General features: G+C 49.3%; 22 protein-coding genes and 1 pseudogene. 10 read left to right on the top strand and 13 right to left on the bottom strand.

The window, feature by feature from the left end:
- Positions 1-22 precede the first annotated feature (22 nt).
- A complete protein-coding gene (locus SH580_RS20400) occupies positions 23-148 on the bottom strand; it encodes a hypothetical protein (RefSeq protein WP_319832660.1) in 126 nt (41 codons plus the stop codon).
- Entirely contained in the window at positions 126-392 is a 267-nt protein-coding gene (locus tag SH580_RS22090) for a GIY-YIG nuclease family protein (RefSeq protein WP_345786208.1), read from the bottom strand. The genes SH580_RS20400 and SH580_RS22090 overlap by 23 nt, the downstream gene beginning before the upstream one ends.
- A gap of 398 nt (positions 393-790) precedes the next feature.
- On the opposite strand from SH580_RS22090, the gene SH580_RS20395 reads away from it, so the two are divergent.
- Positions 791-2,041, top strand: a complete 1,251-nt coding sequence (locus tag SH580_RS20395; protein ID WP_319832659.1) for a hypothetical protein — start codon at positions 791-793, stop codon at positions 2,039-2,041.
- Positions 2,042-2,694: 653 nt separating this feature from the next.
- Here the strand turns inward: SH580_RS20395 and SH580_RS20390 are convergent.
- Positions 2,695-3,684 (bottom strand): annotated as a pseudogene (locus tag SH580_RS20390) (IS110 family RNA-guided transposase).
- Between SH580_RS20390 and SH580_RS20385 the strand changes: the two are divergent.
- From SH580_RS20385 to SH580_RS20375, 3 genes are all read left to right on the top strand, one after another.
- The gene (locus tag SH580_RS20385) at positions 3,586-3,846 is read left to right on the top strand and encodes a hypothetical protein (protein WP_319835041.1); all 261 of its coding nucleotides are present in this window, start codon (positions 3,586-3,588) and stop codon (positions 3,844-3,846) included. The pseudogene SH580_RS20390 and the gene SH580_RS20385 sit on opposite strands and share 99 nt — an antisense overlap.
- Positions 3,843-4,253 (top strand): hypothetical protein, encoded by a 411-nt coding sequence (locus SH580_RS20380; RefSeq protein ID WP_319832658.1) that lies wholly within the window; start codon positions 3,843-3,845, stop codon positions 4,251-4,253. Before SH580_RS20385 ends, SH580_RS20380 begins: the two co-directional genes overlap by 4 nt.
- A gap of 84 nt (positions 4,254-4,337) precedes the next feature.
- Positions 4,338-5,045: a hypothetical protein gene (locus SH580_RS20375; protein WP_319832657.1), complete on the top strand. Its 708-nt coding sequence runs from the start codon at positions 4,338-4,340 to the stop codon at positions 5,043-5,045.
- Between the two features lie 44 nt (positions 5,046-5,089).
- Here SH580_RS20375 and SH580_RS20370 read toward each other — a convergent pair whose 3' ends face one another.
- Positions 5,090-5,278 (bottom strand): transposase domain-containing protein, encoded by a 189-nt coding sequence (locus tag SH580_RS20370; RefSeq protein ID WP_319832656.1) that lies wholly within the window; start codon positions 5,276-5,278, stop codon positions 5,090-5,092.
- A gap of 236 nt (positions 5,279-5,514) precedes the next feature.
- On the opposite strand from SH580_RS20370, the gene SH580_RS20365 reads away from it, so the two are divergent.
- Positions 5,515-7,098 carry an MFS transporter gene (locus SH580_RS20365; protein WP_319832655.1) on the top strand — a complete coding sequence of 528 codons (1,584 nt, stop codon included), beginning with the start codon at positions 5,515-5,517 and terminating at the stop codon, positions 7,096-7,098.
- 561 nt (positions 7,099-7,659) lie between these two features.
- On the opposite strand, the gene SH580_RS20360 is transcribed toward SH580_RS20365, so the two are convergent.
- On the bottom strand, positions 7,660-8,295 hold the full coding sequence (locus tag SH580_RS20360; protein ID WP_345786236.1) for a 7-cyano-7-deazaguanine/7-aminomethyl-7-deazaguanine transporter: 636 nt from the start codon (positions 8,293-8,295) through the stop codon (positions 7,660-7,662).
- Positions 8,296-8,473: 178 nt separating this feature from the next.
- On the opposite strand from SH580_RS20360, the gene ffh reads away from it, so the two are divergent.
- Genes ffh through SH580_RS20345 form a run of 3 tightly spaced genes read left to right on the top strand, consistent with a single transcriptional unit; the run spans position 8,474 to position 11,363 of the window.
- Complete coding sequence (ffh, locus tag SH580_RS20355) at positions 8,474-9,838, top strand: signal recognition particle protein (protein WP_319832653.1); 1,365 nt, start codon at positions 8,474-8,476, stop codon at positions 9,836-9,838.
- Positions 9,839-9,844: 6 nt separating this feature from the next.
- Positions 9,845-10,288 carry a bifunctional nuclease family protein gene (locus SH580_RS20350; protein ID WP_319832652.1) on the top strand — a complete coding sequence of 148 codons (444 nt, stop codon included), beginning with the start codon at positions 9,845-9,847 and terminating at the stop codon, positions 10,286-10,288.
- A 10-nt stretch (positions 10,289-10,298) separates the two neighbouring features.
- Complete coding sequence (locus SH580_RS20345; protein ID WP_319832651.1) at positions 10,299-11,363, top strand: tRNA dihydrouridine synthase; 1,065 nt, start codon at positions 10,299-10,301, stop codon at positions 11,361-11,363.
- A 22-nt stretch (positions 11,364-11,385) separates the two neighbouring features.
- On the opposite strand, the gene SH580_RS20340 is transcribed toward SH580_RS20345, so the two are convergent.
- The 8 genes from SH580_RS20340 to SH580_RS20305 all read right to left on the bottom strand — a co-directional run bounded on the left by SH580_RS20340 (position 11,386) and on the right by SH580_RS20305 (position 17,804).
- Positions 11,386-13,260 carry an ATP-binding protein gene (locus SH580_RS20340; protein ID WP_319832650.1) on the bottom strand — a complete coding sequence of 625 codons (1,875 nt, stop codon included), beginning with the start codon at positions 13,258-13,260 and terminating at the stop codon, positions 11,386-11,388.
- Positions 13,257-14,078, bottom strand: a complete 822-nt coding sequence (locus tag SH580_RS20335; RefSeq protein ID WP_319832649.1) for a hypothetical protein — start codon at positions 14,076-14,078, stop codon at positions 13,257-13,259. Before SH580_RS20335 ends, SH580_RS20340 begins: the two co-directional genes overlap by 4 nt.
- A gap of 112 nt (positions 14,079-14,190) precedes the next feature.
- A complete protein-coding gene (locus SH580_RS20330) occupies positions 14,191-14,907 on the bottom strand; it encodes a M48 family metallopeptidase (RefSeq protein ID WP_319832648.1) in 717 nt (238 codons plus the stop codon).
- 14 nt (positions 14,908-14,921) lie between these two features.
- Complete coding sequence (locus SH580_RS20325; RefSeq protein WP_319832647.1) at positions 14,922-15,575, bottom strand: MazG family protein; 654 nt, start codon at positions 15,573-15,575, stop codon at positions 14,922-14,924.
- A gap of 42 nt (positions 15,576-15,617) precedes the next feature.
- The gene (locus SH580_RS20320) at positions 15,618-15,968 is read right to left on the bottom strand and encodes an arsenate reductase family protein (RefSeq protein ID WP_319832646.1); all 351 of its coding nucleotides are present in this window, start codon (positions 15,966-15,968) and stop codon (positions 15,618-15,620) included.
- Between the two features lie 24 nt (positions 15,969-15,992).
- A complete protein-coding gene (locus SH580_RS20315; protein ID WP_319832645.1) occupies positions 15,993-16,463 on the bottom strand; it encodes a hypothetical protein in 471 nt (156 codons plus the stop codon).
- A gap of 131 nt (positions 16,464-16,594) precedes the next feature.
- Positions 16,595-16,765 carry a 50S ribosomal protein L33 gene (rpmG, locus tag SH580_RS20310; protein ID WP_154000792.1) on the bottom strand — a complete coding sequence of 57 codons (171 nt, stop codon included), beginning with the start codon at positions 16,763-16,765 and terminating at the stop codon, positions 16,595-16,597.
- 100 nt (positions 16,766-16,865) lie between these two features.
- On the bottom strand, positions 16,866-17,804 hold the full coding sequence (locus SH580_RS20305) for a UDP-glucuronic acid decarboxylase family protein (protein WP_319832644.1): 939 nt from the start codon (positions 17,802-17,804) through the stop codon (positions 16,866-16,868).
- Between the two features lie 54 nt (positions 17,805-17,858).
- Here SH580_RS20305 and SH580_RS20300 point away from each other — a divergent pair, with 54 nt between their 5' ends.
- Complete coding sequence (locus tag SH580_RS20300) at positions 17,859-18,713, top strand: hypothetical protein (RefSeq protein WP_319832643.1); 855 nt, start codon at positions 17,859-17,861, stop codon at positions 18,711-18,713.
- Positions 18,713-21,043: an ATP-dependent DNA helicase gene (locus SH580_RS20295; RefSeq protein WP_319832642.1), complete on the top strand. Its 2,331-nt coding sequence runs from the start codon at positions 18,713-18,715 to the stop codon at positions 21,041-21,043. Before SH580_RS20300 ends, SH580_RS20295 begins: the two co-directional genes overlap by 1 nt.
- Positions 21,044-21,048 lie beyond the last annotated feature (5 nt).

Here is a 21,048-nt window from a genome sequence, read left to right as displayed (position 1 = left end):
ATGGCGCTTGAACTGCTGACACTCACAAACTGTCCAGTGGACTGCGCACCCCCACCCCAGGCTTCTGCATCACATGCGTGTAAATCTGCGTCGTCTCCCGCGTAAAAGGCTGCGCCTCACGCGGTTCAAGCTCGAGGATGTCGCTCAAAATAGCGACGCAATTGCTTGTCAATATGACGCCTGCCTGCTCCGCTCTTCAAAAAGCGCTCTCGCCCCATTGCGTCCTCTTCAATCAAATACGCCTCATAATAAATGAGCTTCCAAGGTCTTCGAAAAGAAGTCGCGGTTGCTTCACCAGTATTATGCTCAAATAGACGGCGACGCAAATTGACAGTATAACCGATGTAAAGCCCCTGATCGAGTTGAGACTGCAGCACGTAAACATAGAACATAACTGATCATCCCTAAAAGAATAACCGCCGCCTGCCACGTGAGCTCTGCTCTTTACGTGGTGAGGCGAAGCCTTTTTACGCGGCCAATACCTCAGCCCAACGGGGAAAATGTATGGTTTTCACAACAAATCTATTGGTGCTCAAATATTCACTTAATGGCAAGCAAAAACCACCGCTGAGTGCACGAATCGCCGGAAACAAAATCTTGATATTACACATAATTTTGACTTACCTACTGACTATTCAGTCAACCGCAATCCGCCGACAGAACTAAAGCCTCAGTCATACAAATCAAACGGTTCCATCGAAAAACACCTCACAATCAAACAAAACACCAACCCGAGTTATCATTCACTGAGTGAATGATATAACACTTTAAGTTAGGCAAAAATGAATAAATGGAAACGCAACTAAAAGCATTCACTGAAGCCCATCAGCGTCTCTCCTTCGAAAAGGTCGAAAGAAAGTTCGTCTCGGATGAAGGAGAAGAAGTCTATACCTACTTCTACATCAAGGGTATTAAGGGTATTCCTGACCTCCAAATACATATTCGAAAAGAAGAGGACATCGAATACTTACAGCGTGTGGTTGAATCCGAGTGCACTCTCATGAGTGATCTTCTCGGCTACCGTAACGACGATGGAATCCATATTCTTGCTCGTCCTGAGACACCCGTCTATTCAAGCAGGTCTGAGCATAGCAATCCTATCGAATTGAAGCTCTCATATGGAAGTAAGCCGATATCTATAAAAATCGAACCAATCGAAGAAGATACGCTTCTTGGAGATGTGGCTTACCTTGTCTCGCGCCGAAGAGGTTCATACATCATGAGAGGGTTTCAGATTTCGATTACTGGTCTAGGTGCAAGACGATACTTAAAGGATTCCCTAGAGCAGGACACTGAATCTATATTGGATTCAGTCCTATACGATCTAGATCTAACATATGGATTCGGGCTAATTCCAAGAAGAGTGGATGCTGTGAGACGCATGATGCGTCGACGTATTCGCCCTCGAACCAGCTTGCCGCAAGAACCGCTTAATCTGATTTACAAGGAATACGCACCTGAACTTCTACAATACTACCGACTGGCCAAACGGACAGACTATCTTCCATTTCAGTTTCTGTGCTATTTTCACATTCTTGAGTTCTTTGCAGATCGATCAGCATATCGATCGGTTACAGAAGCTGTGAAACGGATGTTAGCTAAACATGATTTTCACGCGAAATCTGACAAATACATCCGAGAGTGTGTTCAAGTCCTAAGAAAGGAATCAGATAAGCATTCCTCCGATAAGATTAAGGTTCAGCGTGTCCTCACCCAATATGTAGAACAGGCAGACATCAGAGCGGCTCTTGATGAACTAGATGTTCTCGACCATTTCGAGCAAGAATGCGTCCTTGAATGTTCTAAGGAGCTTAAGCTATCAGGCATTTCATTCGAATCTGATTCCAGATTTTTCCAAACGCTCACAACTAGAATCTATGCTCTCAGGTGTTCAATAGTTCATTCTAACCCGGACTTTGATGAGTCTAAGGCCATCCCCTTTGTCGCTTCTTCAACGAATCTCGAGAAGCTTCGCTCGGAGATCATTTTGGTCGAAGAGATTGCTAAGCAAATAATCGCTGGATCAGCCGCAATGGCCTAACCAGTCGATCGTATCAATTCCGTTACGGCTCCGCCTCCACTACATCGATACATCTCTACGATCTATAGGAAAAGATGAAAATTCAATTCACACAATTACTTTGTTATGGCCTAATTGCCCTTTGGCTCTGGGCCTCAAGTGAACTGTCAAATTCGGATGGCCTCAGGGTGAGAGCGATTCCAATGGTTGGTATCTTACTTACACTATGGATTGCCTATCGACTTCAGCGAATACAAAAAGAAATCAAACAGCAGCTTAAAGATTCAGTTGATTCAACTGATTGCCAACAGACCCAATAAAGCATAGATCCAGTCGATCCAGCGAATGCGAGTATCGCCGCCAGTGTTTATCAAAATCAGTCGGCTCGCATCCGCTGATCTCTTCCATGAGAAGGTTTTCTAAGTAAAGATCAAAAATTCATTTTTGCTGAGTGTTTATCGCTAATTTTGTTTGTAATATTGGATAAACGGAATCGCGCTTCCATTCGCAGTCTAGTTATAAGGCTTTGAGCCTCGCTGCACGATTGATTCCGCTTTCTGTTTAAAAGTTATTGGGGGCTGCTATCTACGTTACGCATTCGTTGATGCTGAGAACTGGCCGCAGTGACCCCGGAAAATTCGATTTGGTTTATCCATAAAAAAATTATGTTTAGTTCATGCAGTCTCTTTACTCAGAGGCGACGGAATGGGCGCATTTCGTAGCGGATCGTAAGGCTGTCCAGTTTTCCATAGCATGAGCATCAGCACGGCCAGTTTGCGGGCGACCGCAATCACCGCTTTTCGCTTCGCTGACCTACCTCCTTTAGCTGCCAGATTGAGTCCATAGCTACGCAGGTCGCAGTCTGGTCCGAAGCTTCCCATAATATATTGGGCGCATTGCACTAACAATCGACGCATCTCTCGATTGCCAGCTTTGCTGATCGGGAGTTGCTTATCGCCCTGTCCCGATTGATCACGCCGGGGCACTAATCCAAAGTAAGCACCCACGTTACGAGGATCCTCAAAGCGCTCGTGTTGGCCGATCGCCAACACGAAGCTCAAAGAAGTAATCGGACCGACGCCTCCAATCTGCTCTAGAAGCTTAGTCTCTGGGTAATGCTCTGCTGCGGTCTTAGCGATTTGCTTGTCCAGGGCTTTAATCTGCGAGTTCAATCCTTCGATAGCATCAAGAGACGCTTCCAAGGTCTCCAGCAAGGGCATGCCCTCGAGTTCCGCACGACAGCGGCCAGCAAAATACGGCGTCGAGCATCCAGAGATACGCACACCTAGGGATTTGAGGGAGAAACGTATGGTGCTGATGATGTTTACCCGCTGGCGAACCAAGGAGTCACGTAGGGTAATGCTCAAGCGGTGCAACTGGCGTGCCTCCGATCCATGCTGGATCGGGCTCAGCAGTTCGGGGTCCACCCGTGCCAGCTTTGCCAGCATACGGGCGTCATATTCATCGCATTTGCGATCGTTCTGGTAGATCGCACGCAGCTTCCTCGCATTCGCAACGAGACAGCTGCAGCCGCTCGATTCGATCAACCGGCTAATCTACGGACTATGCGTGCCCACCTCGATCGCGAAAAGAGCGCCGCGATGTTCATGGGCGAACTTGGACAAGCGCTCCTTATTGTTAGCTACCGTTTTCTCGCAAAGGATGTTTCCGTCCTTGTCAGTGACGCAAACATGATGTTTTTTATCGCCGAGGTCGACGCCGATTATCGTTCTGTATTGTTTAGTTTTCATAGACGAACAAGATCCCAGACCGCTGGCGCGGCCTCAAACCTTCTCATCCCATCTACGTTCGAAAATAAATTATGAAAATAGAAATAAGCACAGGTAACATTAAATCATTCATGGTTCACGAAGTTAATGGAGGTTCGCTAATCTTCCGTGGAATAGAACAAAGCACAGGTGCGCAAACAAAAGAAGAGCTTGAGAAATTGATCGCAGCTGAGCAAAGCGGAGCGCTCAAGGGAACACTCGGTGCTGCAACTGAAAACGAACTAAGGATACTTACTACTAATAACTCGCATTCCATCGTGATCAAAAAAGAGTTTATGCCCTCAGATCGTTACGATCAAATGGAAGACCAAGATAAGCAAAGGTTTTGGAATAATACCGACAAATTCAATGTTTCCATCGATTTCGCTAATACCGAGCATTCGCTGGATGGTCAGGTCATAAAAATCGAAGACCTTCTACTGAAATTTAACCTATCGAAATAAGTTCGAACCAGTCGCTGGTGGTCAACTTCGTTCGCTCCTTCGTCGCTCACTCCGTGCCACAGCTACGTTCGACAAAAAATAAAAATGGACACCTACGAATTCATCAATTCTGACTGGACGCAGAAAATCTCCGAATTTGACAACATATTTGATAGCTTCGAGCAACACGAAGAATGGGAGCTTTGGAAACACACCAGAGAAAAGTTAAATCAACCCTCTAAAGGAAAATTTATTCGGCTCGCTCCTCCAAAATGTGACGTTGAAAGCATGATTGAAAATCTCCGCAGACCACTTATTGAAATGGCAAACGGAACACTCGAATTCGATTCGTCAGAGTTCCAAAAAAAGACAAATGAAATCAAATTCTACAAGTGGGTTATTTCGGAAATCGAGAAAGAAGATTACATCAAATCCTTTAATGTAATTTATGATCAATCCCTAGAAGACACAGCAAGAGCCGACACGTTAAAGAAAGAAAAAGAAGACCTCATCAGGGAGATCAAACTCCGACAGCAAAGAGTTAATGAGATCGATGCACTGCATGAACGATCAGAAAGCTTCAGACTCGGAGCAAAACAGCTATATAAAATCAGATCGAAAGTTGGAATCCATGTAGCATTCTTACTTGTTGTCGACTTCTGGAAATCTAACCATTCTGAAATTAAAGATAAATACCTTGATTTGCCAATTAACGCACTAGAAATTGCAGACTTCATCCTATACAAATTCATGGGGTTCTCCCCTGAAAAAATATTAAATTTAAAGAAGCAAAGAATTGAACAGGAAATTTAATATCAGTCATCGTCCGAACATTGACCTCCATCTTTTAGCTTGCGCTAGTTGCTCCAGTTCTGAGGTAGCAGCTGTTCTAAGATCGTCTCAGGAGGACCGCCATCGTGAGGGATCAATTTTGCCAATACATCAGTGAGATAATCGTATGGGTTGATATTGTGGATGGTGCAGGTTTGTAGTAGAGAGTAAATGACGGCGCTTTTCTGTCCTGCGTCTGGATGTCCAATGAACATCCAGTTCTTAGCTCCAATTTTTGTAGGTCGGCCAACAAAAAGGCCAACAAAAAGGGTCGGCCAACAAAAAGGGTCAGTCCCGGCCAACAAAAAGGGCCAACAAAAAGGGTCAGTCCAATTTATCTTGTTTTACTAAAACCCTCCACTCTTTCGTGGGTTTTCCCTTATGCCCGCGATTGCCCTTTAAGACTTAAGCCTCGTTGCGATCTGGCCCCTTATGTGCAACATGCCTAAGAATGGCTTGGTATACACCGACACATCATCTATCCGACTCCGAACGCGCAAAGGGACTCAAATATCTCTTCTACGACGGACTGTGCTCGCATGCGATGGCCCTACTGGTGACAGGAGCCTTTTTGCCCGGTATGGCACTTGCCTTGGGCGCGAACAACTTCGTGATTGGCCTATTGGCGAGTCTCGCACCGATGGCACAAATGGCTCAGATTCCCGCGATCCTCGCCGTGGAGAAGATTGGAAAACGTAAACTGCTGACCGTCATTTTTGCAGTGGCCTCACGACTGTCTCTGGTGGCTGCTGCCCTCACTCCATTATATGCCCCCGAGGGCAGTCGCGTCTTCTTATTCACCTTCTTTATGATCGCCTTCTTCGTGGGTGGCGCATTTGCCGGTTGTTCGTGGAACTCTTGGATGAAGGACATCGTGCCCGCTCAATCAATGGGCCGCTACCTAGCCTCAAGGCTGGCTGCCGCGACTGCCCTAGGCGCGGTGCTGAGCCTGATCGCTGGCTTCAGTGTCGATGGTTTGACTACGCTCATCGGCGAAGCGTCCTATGCCTACGCCATGATCTTCATGGGGGCCGCAATGTTCGGACTCTATGGCGCTAGACTGCTCACCCACGTGCCAGAGCCACAGATGCCCAAGCCAGAAGCTGGCTCGAACTTCTTCCGCTCCCTAATGGCTCCGATCAAAGATCACAACTTCCGCCGTTTGTTGTTCTTCTCCAGTGCATGGAGCTTCACAGTCATTATGTCAGGAGCCTTCTTTACCGTCTATATGTTGAACCGTATCGGCATACCGATGAGTGGCATCATCATGCTCGCGGTGCTCAGTCAAATAACGAACATTTACTTCTTCAAAGTATGGGGCGCGATCGCCGACCGGTACAGCAATAAAAGTGTGCTCGCGGTGTCGGTGCCACTTTTCATTTTCATCTTACTGCTCTACCCCTTCACCACACTTCCCGAGCGACATAGCCTCACGATTCCACTGTTAATTGTGATCCATATCGTGGGCGGCATTTCAACGGCGGGCTTTAACCTGTGCGCGGCCAACATAGCCCTGCGCTTAGCACCACACGGGAAGGCCACCGCCTACCTCGGAACCAATGCTTTTTTCGCGGGATTGGCCGCCACCATCGCTCCAATCGTGGGCGGTTTGATCGGCAGCTTTTTTGCCATCAAAGAGATCAGTATCAAAATCTTCTATAGCGCAGACACCGCACTGCCAGGCGGTGCGGTCGCGATCCCAGCGCTCAACCTACGAGGCATTGATTTCGTCTTCTGTATCGCAGCACTTACCGGGCTCTATGCATGGCACCGACTCTCACTTATCGATGAAGCTGGAACCGTCAGCGAGGCCGAAATCCGCGACCAAGTGTTTGCCTCCGTCCGCAATACACTCCAACGCACCTCGGGCCTCAATATGGGCATGCGCCGGATGACAGCGTTCCCGTATGAAATGCTGCGTCGAACGGGTAAATCAACCCGCGCGACACTCTATCGCGCCACACACAGCGGCAGGTCCCCAACACAGGAAAGCAGCATACAATCAGACGCTAAAGACGGGCCCCCACTCCCCTAGCGCATAGTGTAGATGAATATAGCGGTAGACCGGTCCCAGCACATCCCTGTCCACCAAATTCGGTTCAGGTGTCTCAATACACAAATGATAATGATCGCCCATCATTATCGTTCTTTTGTGATCAACCCCTACCATGCTGCGTCGCACTCCAGATGCATGTAAAACGTAGGGCTGCCACTTGTGGCACGCCGCATAGAATCTAGCTGCCGAGCGACTTTTCAGACGCGGTCTTCACTAGTGAACTGTCTCAATAATAAATTATAACTCAGATTTGCGATCAAAATGGTTCAAAATCTCACGATTTCGGCTACATAAAGTAAATATTGTAGCCGAAGTTGTAAGACTTAGGCCTCTTGCTGTCTAAGAATTCGAAGATGTCGCTTTATTGAGACAATATCCAAGTGAAGCCCCTACAATTTTAGCGTCAAAACCCTTAAGTTCGTGCCATTCGGCTCATTCCGTTATTCTTATAGTATGATAAAATACGATAGTGAATATCGTCCTTTGTCTGACTCAAAAAGTGGAGTCTCAGATAGATTATGACGATAACGGAAGGCCCCCTTAAGCTGGCGACTCCAATCGCCGCTGCAAGCGACGTAAGACCACCTTGTATGCGGGGAGAAACAACAGAATATTAATGAGTAATTTAAAAGCGTAATCGACTGCGGCGATTTCCGTCCAGTTCGCAGCCATAAACGCATCGCTGGACGCATAGAATGCGATCGCAAAAAAAGCAACGGTATCCACCGCATTCCCAAACACACTCGATGCCGCAGGAGCCAACCACCACTGCCGACGCTGGCGGAGTCGATTAAAAACCAAGACATCGCACAGTTGCCCAATCGCATAGGCCGCAAAACTCGCCACTGCGATCCGTGCCACAAAAGCATTCCATACGAGCAACTGCCCCGCCCCCTGATAGGCCCCGTCCAGAAACAGCACAGATATGAGGTACGAAAGCAATAAGGCTGGAAACATGGCGATAAAGATCACCTTACGCGCCAATTCAGCCCCACAGATGCGCACAGTTAAGTCAGTCGTCAGAAAAATTAATGGGAAACTGAATGCCCCCCAAGTGGTATGGAGACCGAAAATTTGAATCGGAAACTGCACCAAATAATTACTGGCCGCGATGAAGAGGACGTGCAAAGCAATGAGCCGCACCAGACTGTGCGTGGATGGATTTGAGGACTGCATATCTAAGAAAAGCTGACTCTCTGGCAGCATATGAGACATACGCCGAGCTTTTTGTTTGCTCGGTGAGGATCCAAATCTGAACTAGCCCATAATACGTCCACAATAGGCTGGAAATTCTCGCAAACTTTCCCGTTGCCAGCACTGAAGCGTAGACTTAGGCAATACAGGCAGAAAGATTATGTTAGAAAATTTAACAGATAAACTAGGCAGTGCACTTCGTAATTTACGGGGTGTCGGCAAACTGAGCGAAGAGAATATGGCCGAAGCGCTCAAAGAGGTGCGCCAAGCGCTGCTCTCTGCGGATGTACACTTTAAAGTAGCGCGCGAATTTGTCGCCACGGTAAAAGAGCAGTGTGTGGGGCAAGAAGTGCTCAAATCAGTCACGCCCGGCCAACAGGTGATTAAGATCATTCACGACGAACTGGTCAAACTGCTCGGGGAAGGCGCCACAGAACTCGAAGATAAAAAGCCTCTGCGCATTATGATGGTGGGCTTGCATGGCTCGGGTAAAACCACCAGCAGTGGCAAACTGGCACGCTACATGGCCAAGAAGCGTGATTATCGTCCGGCTTTGGTCGCCTGTGATGTGTATCGTCCAGCGGCAATCGACCAACTCGAAATGCTGGCCAAGAACGAAGGCTGCACCTTTTACGGTGACCGCGAAGAGAAAGACGTAGTCCAGATCGGCAAGCGCGGCTTACAAGCAGCCAAGGAAGCCGACGCAAATCTCATTATTTTTGACACCGCTGGTCGGCTACAAATCGACGAAAACTTGATCGAAGAGATCAAGCGCTTGAAGGCTGAAGTGCAACCGGATGAAATTCTGTTGGTCGCTGACGCGGCGCTGGGCCAGGAGGCGGTCAATGTCGCCAAGCATTTCCACGAGGCAGTGGGATGCACGGGAATCATTCTGACCAAGCTCGACGGCGACGCCCGTGGCGGTGCAGCGCTTTCGATGAAGTCGATCTCTAATGTGCCGATCAAGTTTATGGGCACGGGGGAAAAGTCAGACGAGTTTGACCTGTTTCACCCCGACCGCATGGCCTCCCGTATTCTTGGTATGGGCGATGTGGTATCGCTGGTGGAAAAAGCACAGGAAACGATCGATCAGGATGAAGCGGAACGCATGGCCGAAAAGATGCGTAAGGCGGATTTTAATCTCGAAGACTTTTTATCCCAGATGCAGCAGGTCAAAAAAATGGGCTCTCTGGGCTCTCTGGTGGGCATGATGCCCGGTATGAGTGGTGTCGAAATCGGAGATGAGGAGGAAAAGAAGATGGCACGCACAGAAGCGATCATTCTCTCGATGACCGTGCAGGAGCGCCGCCAACCTCGCCTACTTCGCGGCAGCCGCCTAAAACGCATCGCCAACGGCTCGGGCGTGCAAGTGCGTGATGTCAACGCGCTGCTCAAACAATTTACTCAAATGCAAAAGATGATGAAGATGATGCGTGGGGGTAAAGGTCGAAAAATGATGAAGGCGATGAAGGCGCAAATGGGCAACGATTCAAGCGGCCTGCCCACCAACCTACCGGGAATGTAATTTCAAATGGATAAACAAGTCGTCCCAGTTCTCGTTAAAGGGGTGATGCCGACCTCCAGCGGTTGTGCCATCTTCCTTGGTAACGATGAAAAAACCTTCGTCATCTATGTCGATCAAGGCATCGGCGAAGCCATTCAACGTGCGATCGATGGGGTTCAAGCCGAACGCCCGCTAACGCACGACCTCATGCTAACAATGCTGGATGGCCTCGGAGCTGAAGTGGAGCGCGTGGTGATCAACCATGCGGACCAGGGCACATTCTATGCGCGCCTGATCCTCTCGATGGAAAACGAACTCGGCCACAAGATTATCGAATTGGACGCCCGACCCAGTGATTCCATGGTCATCGCCCTCGCCTCCGGAAAACCGATCTATGTCGCTCAAACTGTCATCGATTCTGTTGATGACATGACTGAAATCTTAGCAAAAATTCTGGACCAAGGCTCCTAGCCCCGATCGCATGAGTCCACTCCCTGCACCTCTGATTGCTGGTCAACCATGGACGGCTCTAGCCCCCATGCAGGATGTGACCACCCTGCCCTTTATGCGTCTATTGGGCAAGTATGGCGCTCCGGACCTGCTTTTTACGGAGTATTTTCGCGTGCATGGCCACTCAACACTGGAACAACACATCGTCGACGCGGTGTGCCAGCATAATACCGGTCGTCCAGTCTTCGCCCAACTTATTGGAGAAAGTTTACCAGACCTAAGACGTACGGTCGAAGCAATCGAATCTGCTCAGCTTCCAGTCGCCGGTATCGACCTGAATATGGGCTGCCCCGCGCCCAAAGTTTACAAGAAAAACGTGGGCGGTGGGCTCTTACGCGAGCCCTCAAAAGTGGACGAAGTGCTCAACTGCCTGCGCGGAGCCATCAAAGGGCGTTTCACCGTAAAAATGCGGATCGGCTTCGACAGTGACCAGCATTTTGAACGCATCCTCGATCTGATCGAAAAGCATAAAGTAGATCTACTGAGTCTACACGCGCGCACAGTGAAAGAGGCTTATCGCAGTGAAGTGCACTACGAATATATCAAACGGGCAGTCGAGCGGCTCGCCTGCCCGGTGCTGGCCAATGGCAACGTCACCTCTGTGGCTAAAGGGCAATGGGTGCTCGACCACACAGGCAGCGCAGGACTGATGATCGGCCGCTCGTGCATCCGCAATCCTTGGATCTTCCGCCAGCACCGCGAGCACTTTGCGGGACAGCCTATCTTTCAACCGACACTGGGCGATGTACGTGCATATATTGAAGACCTGATCGTAGCGACAAGTCGCCCGAATGTGGACGGGCAATACCACATCAACCACATGAAGAAATTTCTGAACTTCGTCGGACTCGGAGTCGACACAGACGGCCAGTTCTTGCACGACATGCGCCGCGCACGAAGTAAATCTGAATTAGACGCGATTTGCGATCAGCATTTGATCAATGAGGGCCGCGCCGACCTACCTTTCCCAGATGAACCGATTAAAGGACTGGTCGCTCGCCCAAACTGCGAAACCTCGCGTGGCTGCTCGCTGTAATAGCTAAATTCAATAGAGGCGTCTACACCTCCTGCTTTTCGTATAGACGCAAAATAGTTTGCTTCAATAGGTTTAGTCGCAGTGGTTTGCTAAGATAGGCGTCCATACCATTTTCCAGGCAACGGGCCTCGTCTCCAGCAAGCGCATTAGCCGTCAATGCCACAATCTTGACATCTTTGGCAGTTTCACCAGCGGCCCCCTGGCGGAGTTGACGCGTTGCTTCAAGACCGTCCATCAAAGGCATTTGTAGATCCATAAAGATTAGATCATAATCTTGCTTACGCACTAATTCTAATAATTCTTCACCATTCGCCGCAAAATCAGCAGCCCATCCCAAACGACGCAGCATGATCATAATCACTCGTTGGTTAGCTAAGTTATCTTCCGCGACTGCAATCTTTAGTGGCAATTGCTCGGCCACTAAAGATTGCTTTGTCTTATCTAAATTTGGCATTTTTTTAGCTTTGGCTGGTATCGGAATTGGTGGCCGCGAGTCCTTCAAGGAGACGATTTCGAATCGCACACGACTAAAAAAACAAGAGCCCTCGCCAGGCAGACTGGTAGCCCATGCTTTACCTCCCATCGCCTCACTCAGACGTTTACAAATGGCTAGGCCGAGCCCGGTTCCTCCGTATTTACGAGTGGTCGAGCTATCTCCTTGCGAAAATGGTCTAAAGAGTTGGCCAAGTTGCTCACGGGTCATTCCGATGCCAGTGTCCCTGACCTCAAATTCAAGGTCGACCTGATTACTCTCAAAATCGATATAGTGCGTGCAGATGCTGAGCGAGACCTCACCCTTCTCCGTAAACTTGATTGCGTTAGAAAGCAGGTTGGTTAAAATTTGACGTAAGCGTGTTTCATCGCCTCGAATCTTACGCGGAACATCTTCGTCCACATTGATATTCAGGCTCAAGCCCTTCTCTGTAGCTTGGGTGAAAAACATCGAACTCAATTCCCGAATCACTGGTAGGAGTGAAAAATCCCGTGCTTCTAAGTTTAGATTGCCCGATTCGACTTTGGAGAAGTCGAGCACATCATTGATCAAAGACATCAGAGCCTCACTACTCGTCTTAACGGTGGCCAGATAGTCCTCTTGTTCTTCATCGAGTTCGGTATCGCTAAGCATTTCAACGAAACCGATGATCCCATTGAGAGGTGTGCGAATCTCATGACTCATGGTAGCCAGAAAATCACTCTTAGCACGGTTGGCACTATCTGCTTCATGGGCGGATTGTTTCGCTTGCTCCAACACTTGATTCAAGCGCTGATTAACGAGTTCCAGTTCATCTCTGGCGCTGTCCGCATCCTCCATCATACTGAGCGCGACTTTACGCCCCTTCTTCAGTTCATTAGCCTGCTCGATCAAATCTAAATTAGCGGAGATCAGTTCTTTTTCAGCATGTTTCCAACGTTGTTCCGTCTCGCCATGATTACGTGTAATTTTACGAAGTGTTTCCGAGAGGCGGTCGAACTCTTCGAAGTCGAAAGTTTGCGGCATCAGCGCCGAAGCTCCAGTGCCAATGCTATCCAAACGATCATTTAGCAAATCAAGGTTAGCCTGTAAGCGTTGTACAAAATAACGTGTAGCCATAAATGGCACAGCAACTCCAAATAACAATATCGCAAAGGCCAGCGCCATACTGCGGAAGAACTCTTGCTGATGCGTTTTACTTCTTTCTTCCCGCATAAACTCAATCTCGTCGATGTGCTCGATTGGATTAAATTCAACATTTGAGACCATGGTATTGAGCTGTTCCATCAATAGAGCCCGCTCTTCAACATAATCAGTAAAACGGACGGAAACCATCCAGCCAACAATCACTATGACGACCGCCATGATCGGCAGTGCGGCATAGAGATAGACCATACGTGCGATGCTGCGTGTGCGTTTACTCAAGTGGCACGCCCCCTTCTTGCAACAGATTGGCTGAACTGCGCAGCCGGCAATTCAAGCTTGCTATCATCCGAAGAATTATCCGTTTGATAGCGCATAGGAAAACCCGCCTCGCGGCAAACATTGTTGACCTCTTCTTTTAATTCGAGAATGCGCGTCTCACGTCGAAACATCCCCTTGCGAAAACGGTCCAAGTCTTTTTGCGCGGCCTCTAAATCGGCCACCCGTTCGGCATTTTTAACAGGAGGCACAAAAAAAGCGGCTTCCACGATATGCTCTTTAGGAAAATACTGTCCGCTAATTAAAGCATGAGTTGAGAATCCATCGGCACTCAAAATTTCGACCTTCGGTTGCTTGACCGAGGACTCGCCCTGCTTGATAGAATCCACCACTGATTCCAACTTAAGTGGATTCACTCCTAGAACCTCTTCCAGACGTTGCCCGCGAAGTACGGAATCTGTCGGCATGCGGAGCATTTTTATAAATCCTGGACTGGCTTGATCAATGATCAAGGTGCCCGCATCAAAACGAACAAAGCAAGCCAATGAGCGGGAATACAGTTTATTCTGATTATCCTGGCTCGACGCGAGTGCTAGTGCCAGCTGACGTTCCTTTTCTTTTAACTGTGAAGTCAAACTACGCTCAATCCACACAAAGCACGCCACCGTGAAGCCTCCCAGCCCAGCAAAGACGTAAGCTTCCAAGTCAGTGACGCCCAAGACGATCAACACCGTCGCAATCGCGATACAGGAAAATACACCTGTAGTGAATGCGAGAATTAACGCACTCAGCGACAAGCATTGATGATCAGTCGAATTCATGAGATGATGCTAAATGTCAATGTATACAATTGTTCGAATTAGTAGAGTCTATCCCCTAGGGTGCAAGGTTAAGTGACAGAATCTATAAAAAAGCAGTAAAAGAACATATTCCTCACTTGCAACAGCGCCCCACCCTCATGAGCTCCGAGCCGATCGCATCCAGAGCAGCCTCATGGGTGACTCGCTGTGGATCGTAACTGTCCAATAAAGCCCAGAAGCGTGGACCATGATTCATTTCACTCAGATGTGCGAGTTCATGCAATATCACATAGTCCTGCAGTTCCGGGCGCAGCAGTACAAGCCGCCAATTGAGTGAAATGCCACGACGGCTGGAACAAGACCCCCAACGACTCGATTGATCACGCACTGACAGCCCACTATATTCGAGATCCAAGCGTTTAGCCTGGTACGCTACGCGACAAACAAGCGCATCTTTGGCAAAGCGGCGTGTTAAAGCAAGCAATGCGCACTCTTCGGCCACAGGTAGTCTCAAAACCAGCACCGAAGCTCCACCATCGAAGCAATAATCAGCTTTTGCGCGCGTGCTCGACTCAATCCGGATTTGAAAAACATCACCACTGGCGCTCATCTGTGGGTGCCGTTCAAGCCAATCACTCAGCGTAGAGACTTTGGGCACCTTTGCCAGTTGTGCATCGATCCAATCTCGTTGCGTAGCAATAAATTTGGCAACGCCACGGTCACTGATGTGCCACGGCACGGAAGCCACCACTTGATTCTGATGGCCCAGTCGCAAGCGCAAATGGCGGGTGCCTTTGCGCCGACACACCTCCACAGGCACACGGCGTCCACTGGCGCTTAAAAACTCCATGTCACGAGCTCGCGCTAACGCTGCTCCAAAGTATCGACGACGTGTTGTGCATAGCGACGTAGTGCCGACTCCGGGTCGATCCCCTTAGCACGGCATGCGGCCGCGATTTCAAAGAGCTGCTTGCCCAAGCTCGCCTCTTCGATGCTTGCTGCCTTGGCATCGATCGCCGCCTGATCGATCACGTCCTCCGCTGGCAGTTCCTGTTTCTGGATCTGCTGATAGACATCTTTGGCATACATCAAAGCAGGCAGTTGATTGGGCAGGTCCTTAAATTTACCCGATTGCACAGGCCCTCGCTTACGCTCGGCGGCTTTGATCTGATCCCATTGAACCAGAACGGCCTCCGAGGAATCGAGATTTCCCTGACCGAAGACATGTGGATGACGACGGATGAGCTTCTCATTCACCTCACGACACACACTCTCGAAGTCGAAGTGCCCCGCTTCTTGCGCCATCTGTGCGTGCATCACTACTTGAAGCAAGACATCGCCCAACTCCTCTTCCATGTGATCCATATCCAGACGGTCAATCGTCTGCAGCAGTTCGCAGCACTCATCGACCAGACACTCCGCAATGGATTGGTGATCTTGCTCAATATCCCAAGGACATCCGGTTTCAGGTTCCCTTAAAGCGGCTACGGTTTGTATTAAATCTTCTATCGCACTCATAATATTTTTTCGGTCAATCGCTTTACTTTACACATGCGCATCTTAGGCGAATGTCTCTGCCCACAGCCCTTCCTTAAACCCAAGCAATCCAAATCCATCCCCCAACACGAAGGGACGCTTTACCAAATTACCACGCCCGGCAAGCAACTCGATCGCTTCGCTCTGCGACATTGTGGGCAGTTTCTCCTTCATATTCAACTCACGATAATCGCCCCCTGCGGTGTTAAACAATTTGCGTAAGTCGCCCGCCTGATAACTCAGCATCTGCTCAAGCTCCGCCGGTGTCGGTGGGGTTTCGCGAATCGGCAACTCCTCGTAGGCGATGCCATGTGCATCGAGCCATTTCGTCGCTTTCTTACATGTACCACAATTTTTATAAGTGTAAATCTTCATACCACCCAACAGATGGATGTAGAATCACTCAACCGTCAAGACCTGCCCGATAGAACCATTGGCCAAGCGAAAAGAATCCCCGGCTTTACGCCCCAATAGCCGTCCTGCCAGGGGGGACTGGGCAGTAATCACAGTCACATCATAGCCTTCCATAAAAATAATTTGCCCCCCAGCGGTGCCTGCAAAAAAGAAATGCTCGACCGAATCTCCAAAATCACAGCAAAATAGCGCACCGAAAGAGACCTGAGTCTTCCGCTTCAAGAGCTCCTCGCGCTCAGATTGCAACTCTTCAATCGCCTCGGCCCACTGCCTGGCCTGCCCCGCTTGTCCCGCAGCGAGATAGGAAGCCTCCAGCCCTTGCGTATCCCACTGAGACTCGGCACGCGACTCCTCATTGGTCGCATACGCCGCGGCATCCTTGGATGCATTCACGGCATTGAGCGCTTCTTCGCGAAGCGTCGAGAGTAAGCATTGAAAAAAATTCGTCTTATTCATGGTTAGGAAGTAGACTCACCAGCGTTCTGATCGAATCCCGCTTGACAATACTATTCAGCCAACAAAAAACCCGCCATTAAGGCGGGTTTAGAAAAATTGGCGTTCATGAAGCCAATCGCAATGATAGGGAATTATCCCTTGATTTCGCGGTGCAGCGTGTGGCGACGAAGAAACTTGTTATACTTCTTCTTCTCGACACGATCGGGCTGTTGCTTCTTGTCACGTGTGGACATGTAGCGTGATACAGGTTTCCCCTCAGCGCGGGCTTCGGTGCATTCTAAGATGATGTGCTCTCTGGGCATGACTAAACTTTTGTTGATGGTTTTGGAAAAAGCAGCGGAAAGTAGGTGCTTCCCTCCACGAAGCAACCCTTTTTTCCAGCTATTTCACCCGACCTCAACTTCACGAACCTTCCGAGAGTAGCTGATCAAAATACGCGATAGTCGGCTGTAGCCCCTCATCCAAAGAATACTGAGGCTCCCAACCAAGCACTTCACGAGCCTGAGTGATGTCAGGCTGGCGCTGTTTCGGATCGTCCGCTGGCAACGCTTCATGAATAATTTTGGACGAACTTCCCGTCATCTGAATGACTTTCTCCGCCAGTTCCAGAATCGTAAATTCCCCGGGATTTCCAATATTCATCGGGCCGACCGTTTCACTCTGATCCATTAAACGCACGAAGCCTTCAATCAGATCGTCACAATAACAGAAAGAACGCGTCTGCTGGCCTTCCCCGTAAACGGTGATATCGCGCCCCTGTAAAGCTTGCACAATAAAATTAGACACGACACGACCGTCATCTGGACACATATTAGGGCCATAGGTGTTAAATATACGCACGATGCGTACATCCACTCCATTCTGACGATGATAGTCCATAAAAAGTGTTTCGGCACAACGCTTGCCCTCATCATAACAAGAGCGGATGCCGATCGGGTTTACATTGCCCCAATAGGCTTCAGGCTGAGGATGTACTGAAGGATCGCCATAGACCTCAGAAGTCGACGCCTGAAAGACACGCGCACCGACGCGCTTGGCTAGGCCTAAGCAATTAATCGCTCCCATGACCGAAGTCTTAATCGTCTTAATTGCGTTATACTGGTAATGCACAGGCGAAGCCGGACAGGCCAAATTATAGATTTGATCACACTCAATTTTAAATGGATCAATTACATCGTGCCGCATCAGCTCAAATGCAGGATTCTCCAATAAAGGCAAAATGTTGCGTTTACGCCCCGTAAAGAAATTATCCATACAAATGACTTCGTGCCCTTCATGGAGCAATCGTTTGGACAGATGACTGCCAAGAAATCCGGCACCACCGGTGATGAGAATACGCATAAAAATTAACGAGTTGTGATTTATAAAAATGAAGTGAGTATGCGAAGTCACGATATGAGAACTAAAAAGTCAATCCTCTGCCAAGCCACCTGTAATCTAGTCTGGCGAGTCATGGCTCCCTTGTTTGTTTTAACCCTACTCGGGGCCACACATACAACAGGACTTGCAGCGACTGAAGCGCGCCCTCTTCAAAGTGATCGCGCCAGCGAACAACTGATTCAGAACTATTTAACTGTGACTGGCTTGCAAAAAGCACAGTCGCCGCTCCTCAATCTAGTCGCCCGAGGCACCATCAAGGAGTCCACCTTACTGCGAAATTTCATTTTAATTGAGACGGCAGATGGCAAGCGCCACCTGACCTACCACTGGACACATCTAGGACGTGATCACCGTGTAGTTTTTGCTTACGATGGCCTACAAACATGGACACAAGTGCTAGCACCTCAACAACAAGAAGCCCAAGCCTATAGTGGAATCAACAGCAAACACTTCGCTAGTTACCGTTGGTTAATGCAACCCTTCACTTTACCAACAAGCGCCGACTATGTATTTCAATACAAAGGCAACGCCAAAGTTGGCGGACGGCCCGCCCATGCGATTAAAGCTTACGGCAAGAACAACAGCCCGAGCTGGTTCTATTTTGATAAAGATAAATCTCTGCTTACACGCTGGGGCGGACTCGGAGAACTCGCGGGCACGCAAGTAGAGTTAGATTATCAAGCCACACAATTTAAACCCGTGGATGGGATCCTATTACCCTCGCAAATCGAACTATTGGCAGAAAATGCGATCTACGGTCGTATTAAATTGGAACAAATCAGCATCAACCAAGATCTGAACGACTTTTCTTTTTACATGCCGCAGTTGCACAGCCCAACCTTGCGCCAACGCCCGACCGTCAAAGATTAATGCAGATCGATCCGATGCAACGCTGCGTGCGGTTGAGCGTGCGCGAACTGGCGATATTTCGCAACCAACCAAGCGCCCGTGGCCATGGCCATAGCCCCTGGCGAGCTGCAGTCGGCCAACAATGGCACAAGAGTGCAGAGGCGATGAGCCACGCAGAGCACAGCGATGCTCGCTTCGAAGTCAGCGTAAATGCCAACTGGCAACATCGCGACTGGTTATTTAAAATCAGCGGTCGCATCGATCAGCTATTGCCGACCACCCATGGTTTTCTAATCAGAGAGGTCAAAACCATCCGCAGTCCTCTCCCCGCACCTGATGAAACATTAATCGCAGACTACTCGGACTATTTTGCACAAGCCGCCACATATCGGTCGATGCTAGAACTGCTCCCCGAATTTAGCGACCAAACGATTACTGCGGAAGGACAGTTCATCAATATCGAAAACGGAGCTAAGCAATCCGTATTGTTGCAGTCATCCGAACATGCCCTGTTCGAATATCAACTAGAGCAACTGCGCCCTTTTCTGGATGAGCGGCGCAGCAGCCTCAACCGTCTACGCAATGCGCAGATCCAAGCTGCATTTCAAACATTACGCCCAGGTCAGGCACAACTCTTCCAAACTTTACACCAGTCTGCCCTACAGGCGCGTGTCGTACTCACGCAAGCCCCCACTGGCTTTGGTAAGACGGGGATCATCCTCGAACATGCACTCAAACATATGCAGGATGGTCTCTATGATCGATGCATTTATCTAAGTAGTAAATCCACGGGGCAACTTGAGACCATTCGCCAACTCCAGCAAATGATCGGTCACGAAATGCGCTATATTCAAATGCGTAACCGCAATGAGCATCGAATCGATAGCGAGCGTCATAGCTGTACGGGCGACGGGCGTTGCGATCTTGAAATCGACCCACACTGGCAGGCTGCGGAACTGCAAATCGATGAACTCTTCCAAAACGGTACCCTGGATCTGCCCCGTGCCAAAGAGATCGGAGCCGAAACAGGGATCTGTCCGTATAGCATAACCAAAGCCTGCCTGCCCTTTGCCGAAATATGGATTGGCGACAGCAACTACATTTTCTCCCCCGACAGCCGATCGGTATTTTTAGACGCGCTTAGTTTCGATGCCGAACGTACGCTACTGATCGTCGATGAAGCGCATAACCTGCCCGAACGCACGGCCGACAGTCTAAGTATTGAACTCTCCAGCCCAGACTTACTCTTTGCGATTGAAGAACTGCGCGACCATGGCGCACCTCGCAACTTGTTAGCCACCGCAAACGAACTCTGCCGTTGGATTGACAGCCTGTCCCCGGAACAAGCGTTGACAGGAAACCAGCTCTACATGGGCCAGGATCTTTGCGAAGACTTTGCCAACCAACTCACATCGGCAGCTTTCGACTACGAAGCGACCGCTCCCTTTGCGATCCAATTAATATGGTCTATTCCGCAACTAGCCGAGAGCTTCGCAGCGCCCGCACATCAGTTTCTCCACTGGGCACCACGCGCTGGACTCCTGCGTGCCACCTGTCTCGACGCCAGCGAATGGATCGCAGAGTGCCTAAAACCCTTTGGTGGCTGCGTCATGATGTCGGCCACACTCGCTCCCTTCGATTGCTTCCGTGAAAGTTGCGGACTCGCAAAAGACGCCGTAACGGTCGCTCAAGCACAGGCACCTTGGCGCGACGAAGCCTACAATGTAGCCATCGATTGTCGCGTAGATACGCGCTTACGTACACGCGAACGCTATTACGAAACAACTGCACGCACGGTCGCAGAGTTTAGCTATCATAGTCCCGGCGTACCAATTGTTGTGTTTTTTGCATCCTATCAATACGCAGAAAATATACAAACTTACCTCGCAGCCTTAGCTCCCGAACTACGTGTCCAGCGTCAACCACGTGGCGTCGATCTAGCAGAACAATCATCATTCATCGCTGAATGCTTACTAACCGTGGACGTTATTTTTTTAATCTTAGGAAGTAGCTTTGCCGAAGGTATTGATCAACTCGGAGGTGCAGTGGATCACATCATGATCGTCGGCCCAGCCTTACCCGAAGTGAACTTAATACAAAAAACACGCATCGAAAATCACGCGGGGTTCTCACGTGAGGATGCCTTTCAAGACATATATATACGCCCAGCTATGCGACGTATCCATCAAGCACTCGGTCGTATCGTACGAGCCCCGGGACAATCTGCCCGAGTGCTCCTACACTGCAGGCGCTTTGCCGAAAACGCCTATCTGCACGAACTCGCTCCTGAATATCAAAGCGAGTATCAACTACATAATGACGAAGCGCTATCATTATGGTTGGAAGCATAAAAATT

Source organism: Coraliomargarita algicola (genome assembly GCF_033878955.1).
GTDB classification, from domain to species: Bacteria; Verrucomicrobiota; Verrucomicrobiia; order Opitutales; family Coraliomargaritaceae; genus Thalassobacterium; species Thalassobacterium algicola.
This window is presented reverse-complemented; position numbering and strand designations above follow the sequence as displayed.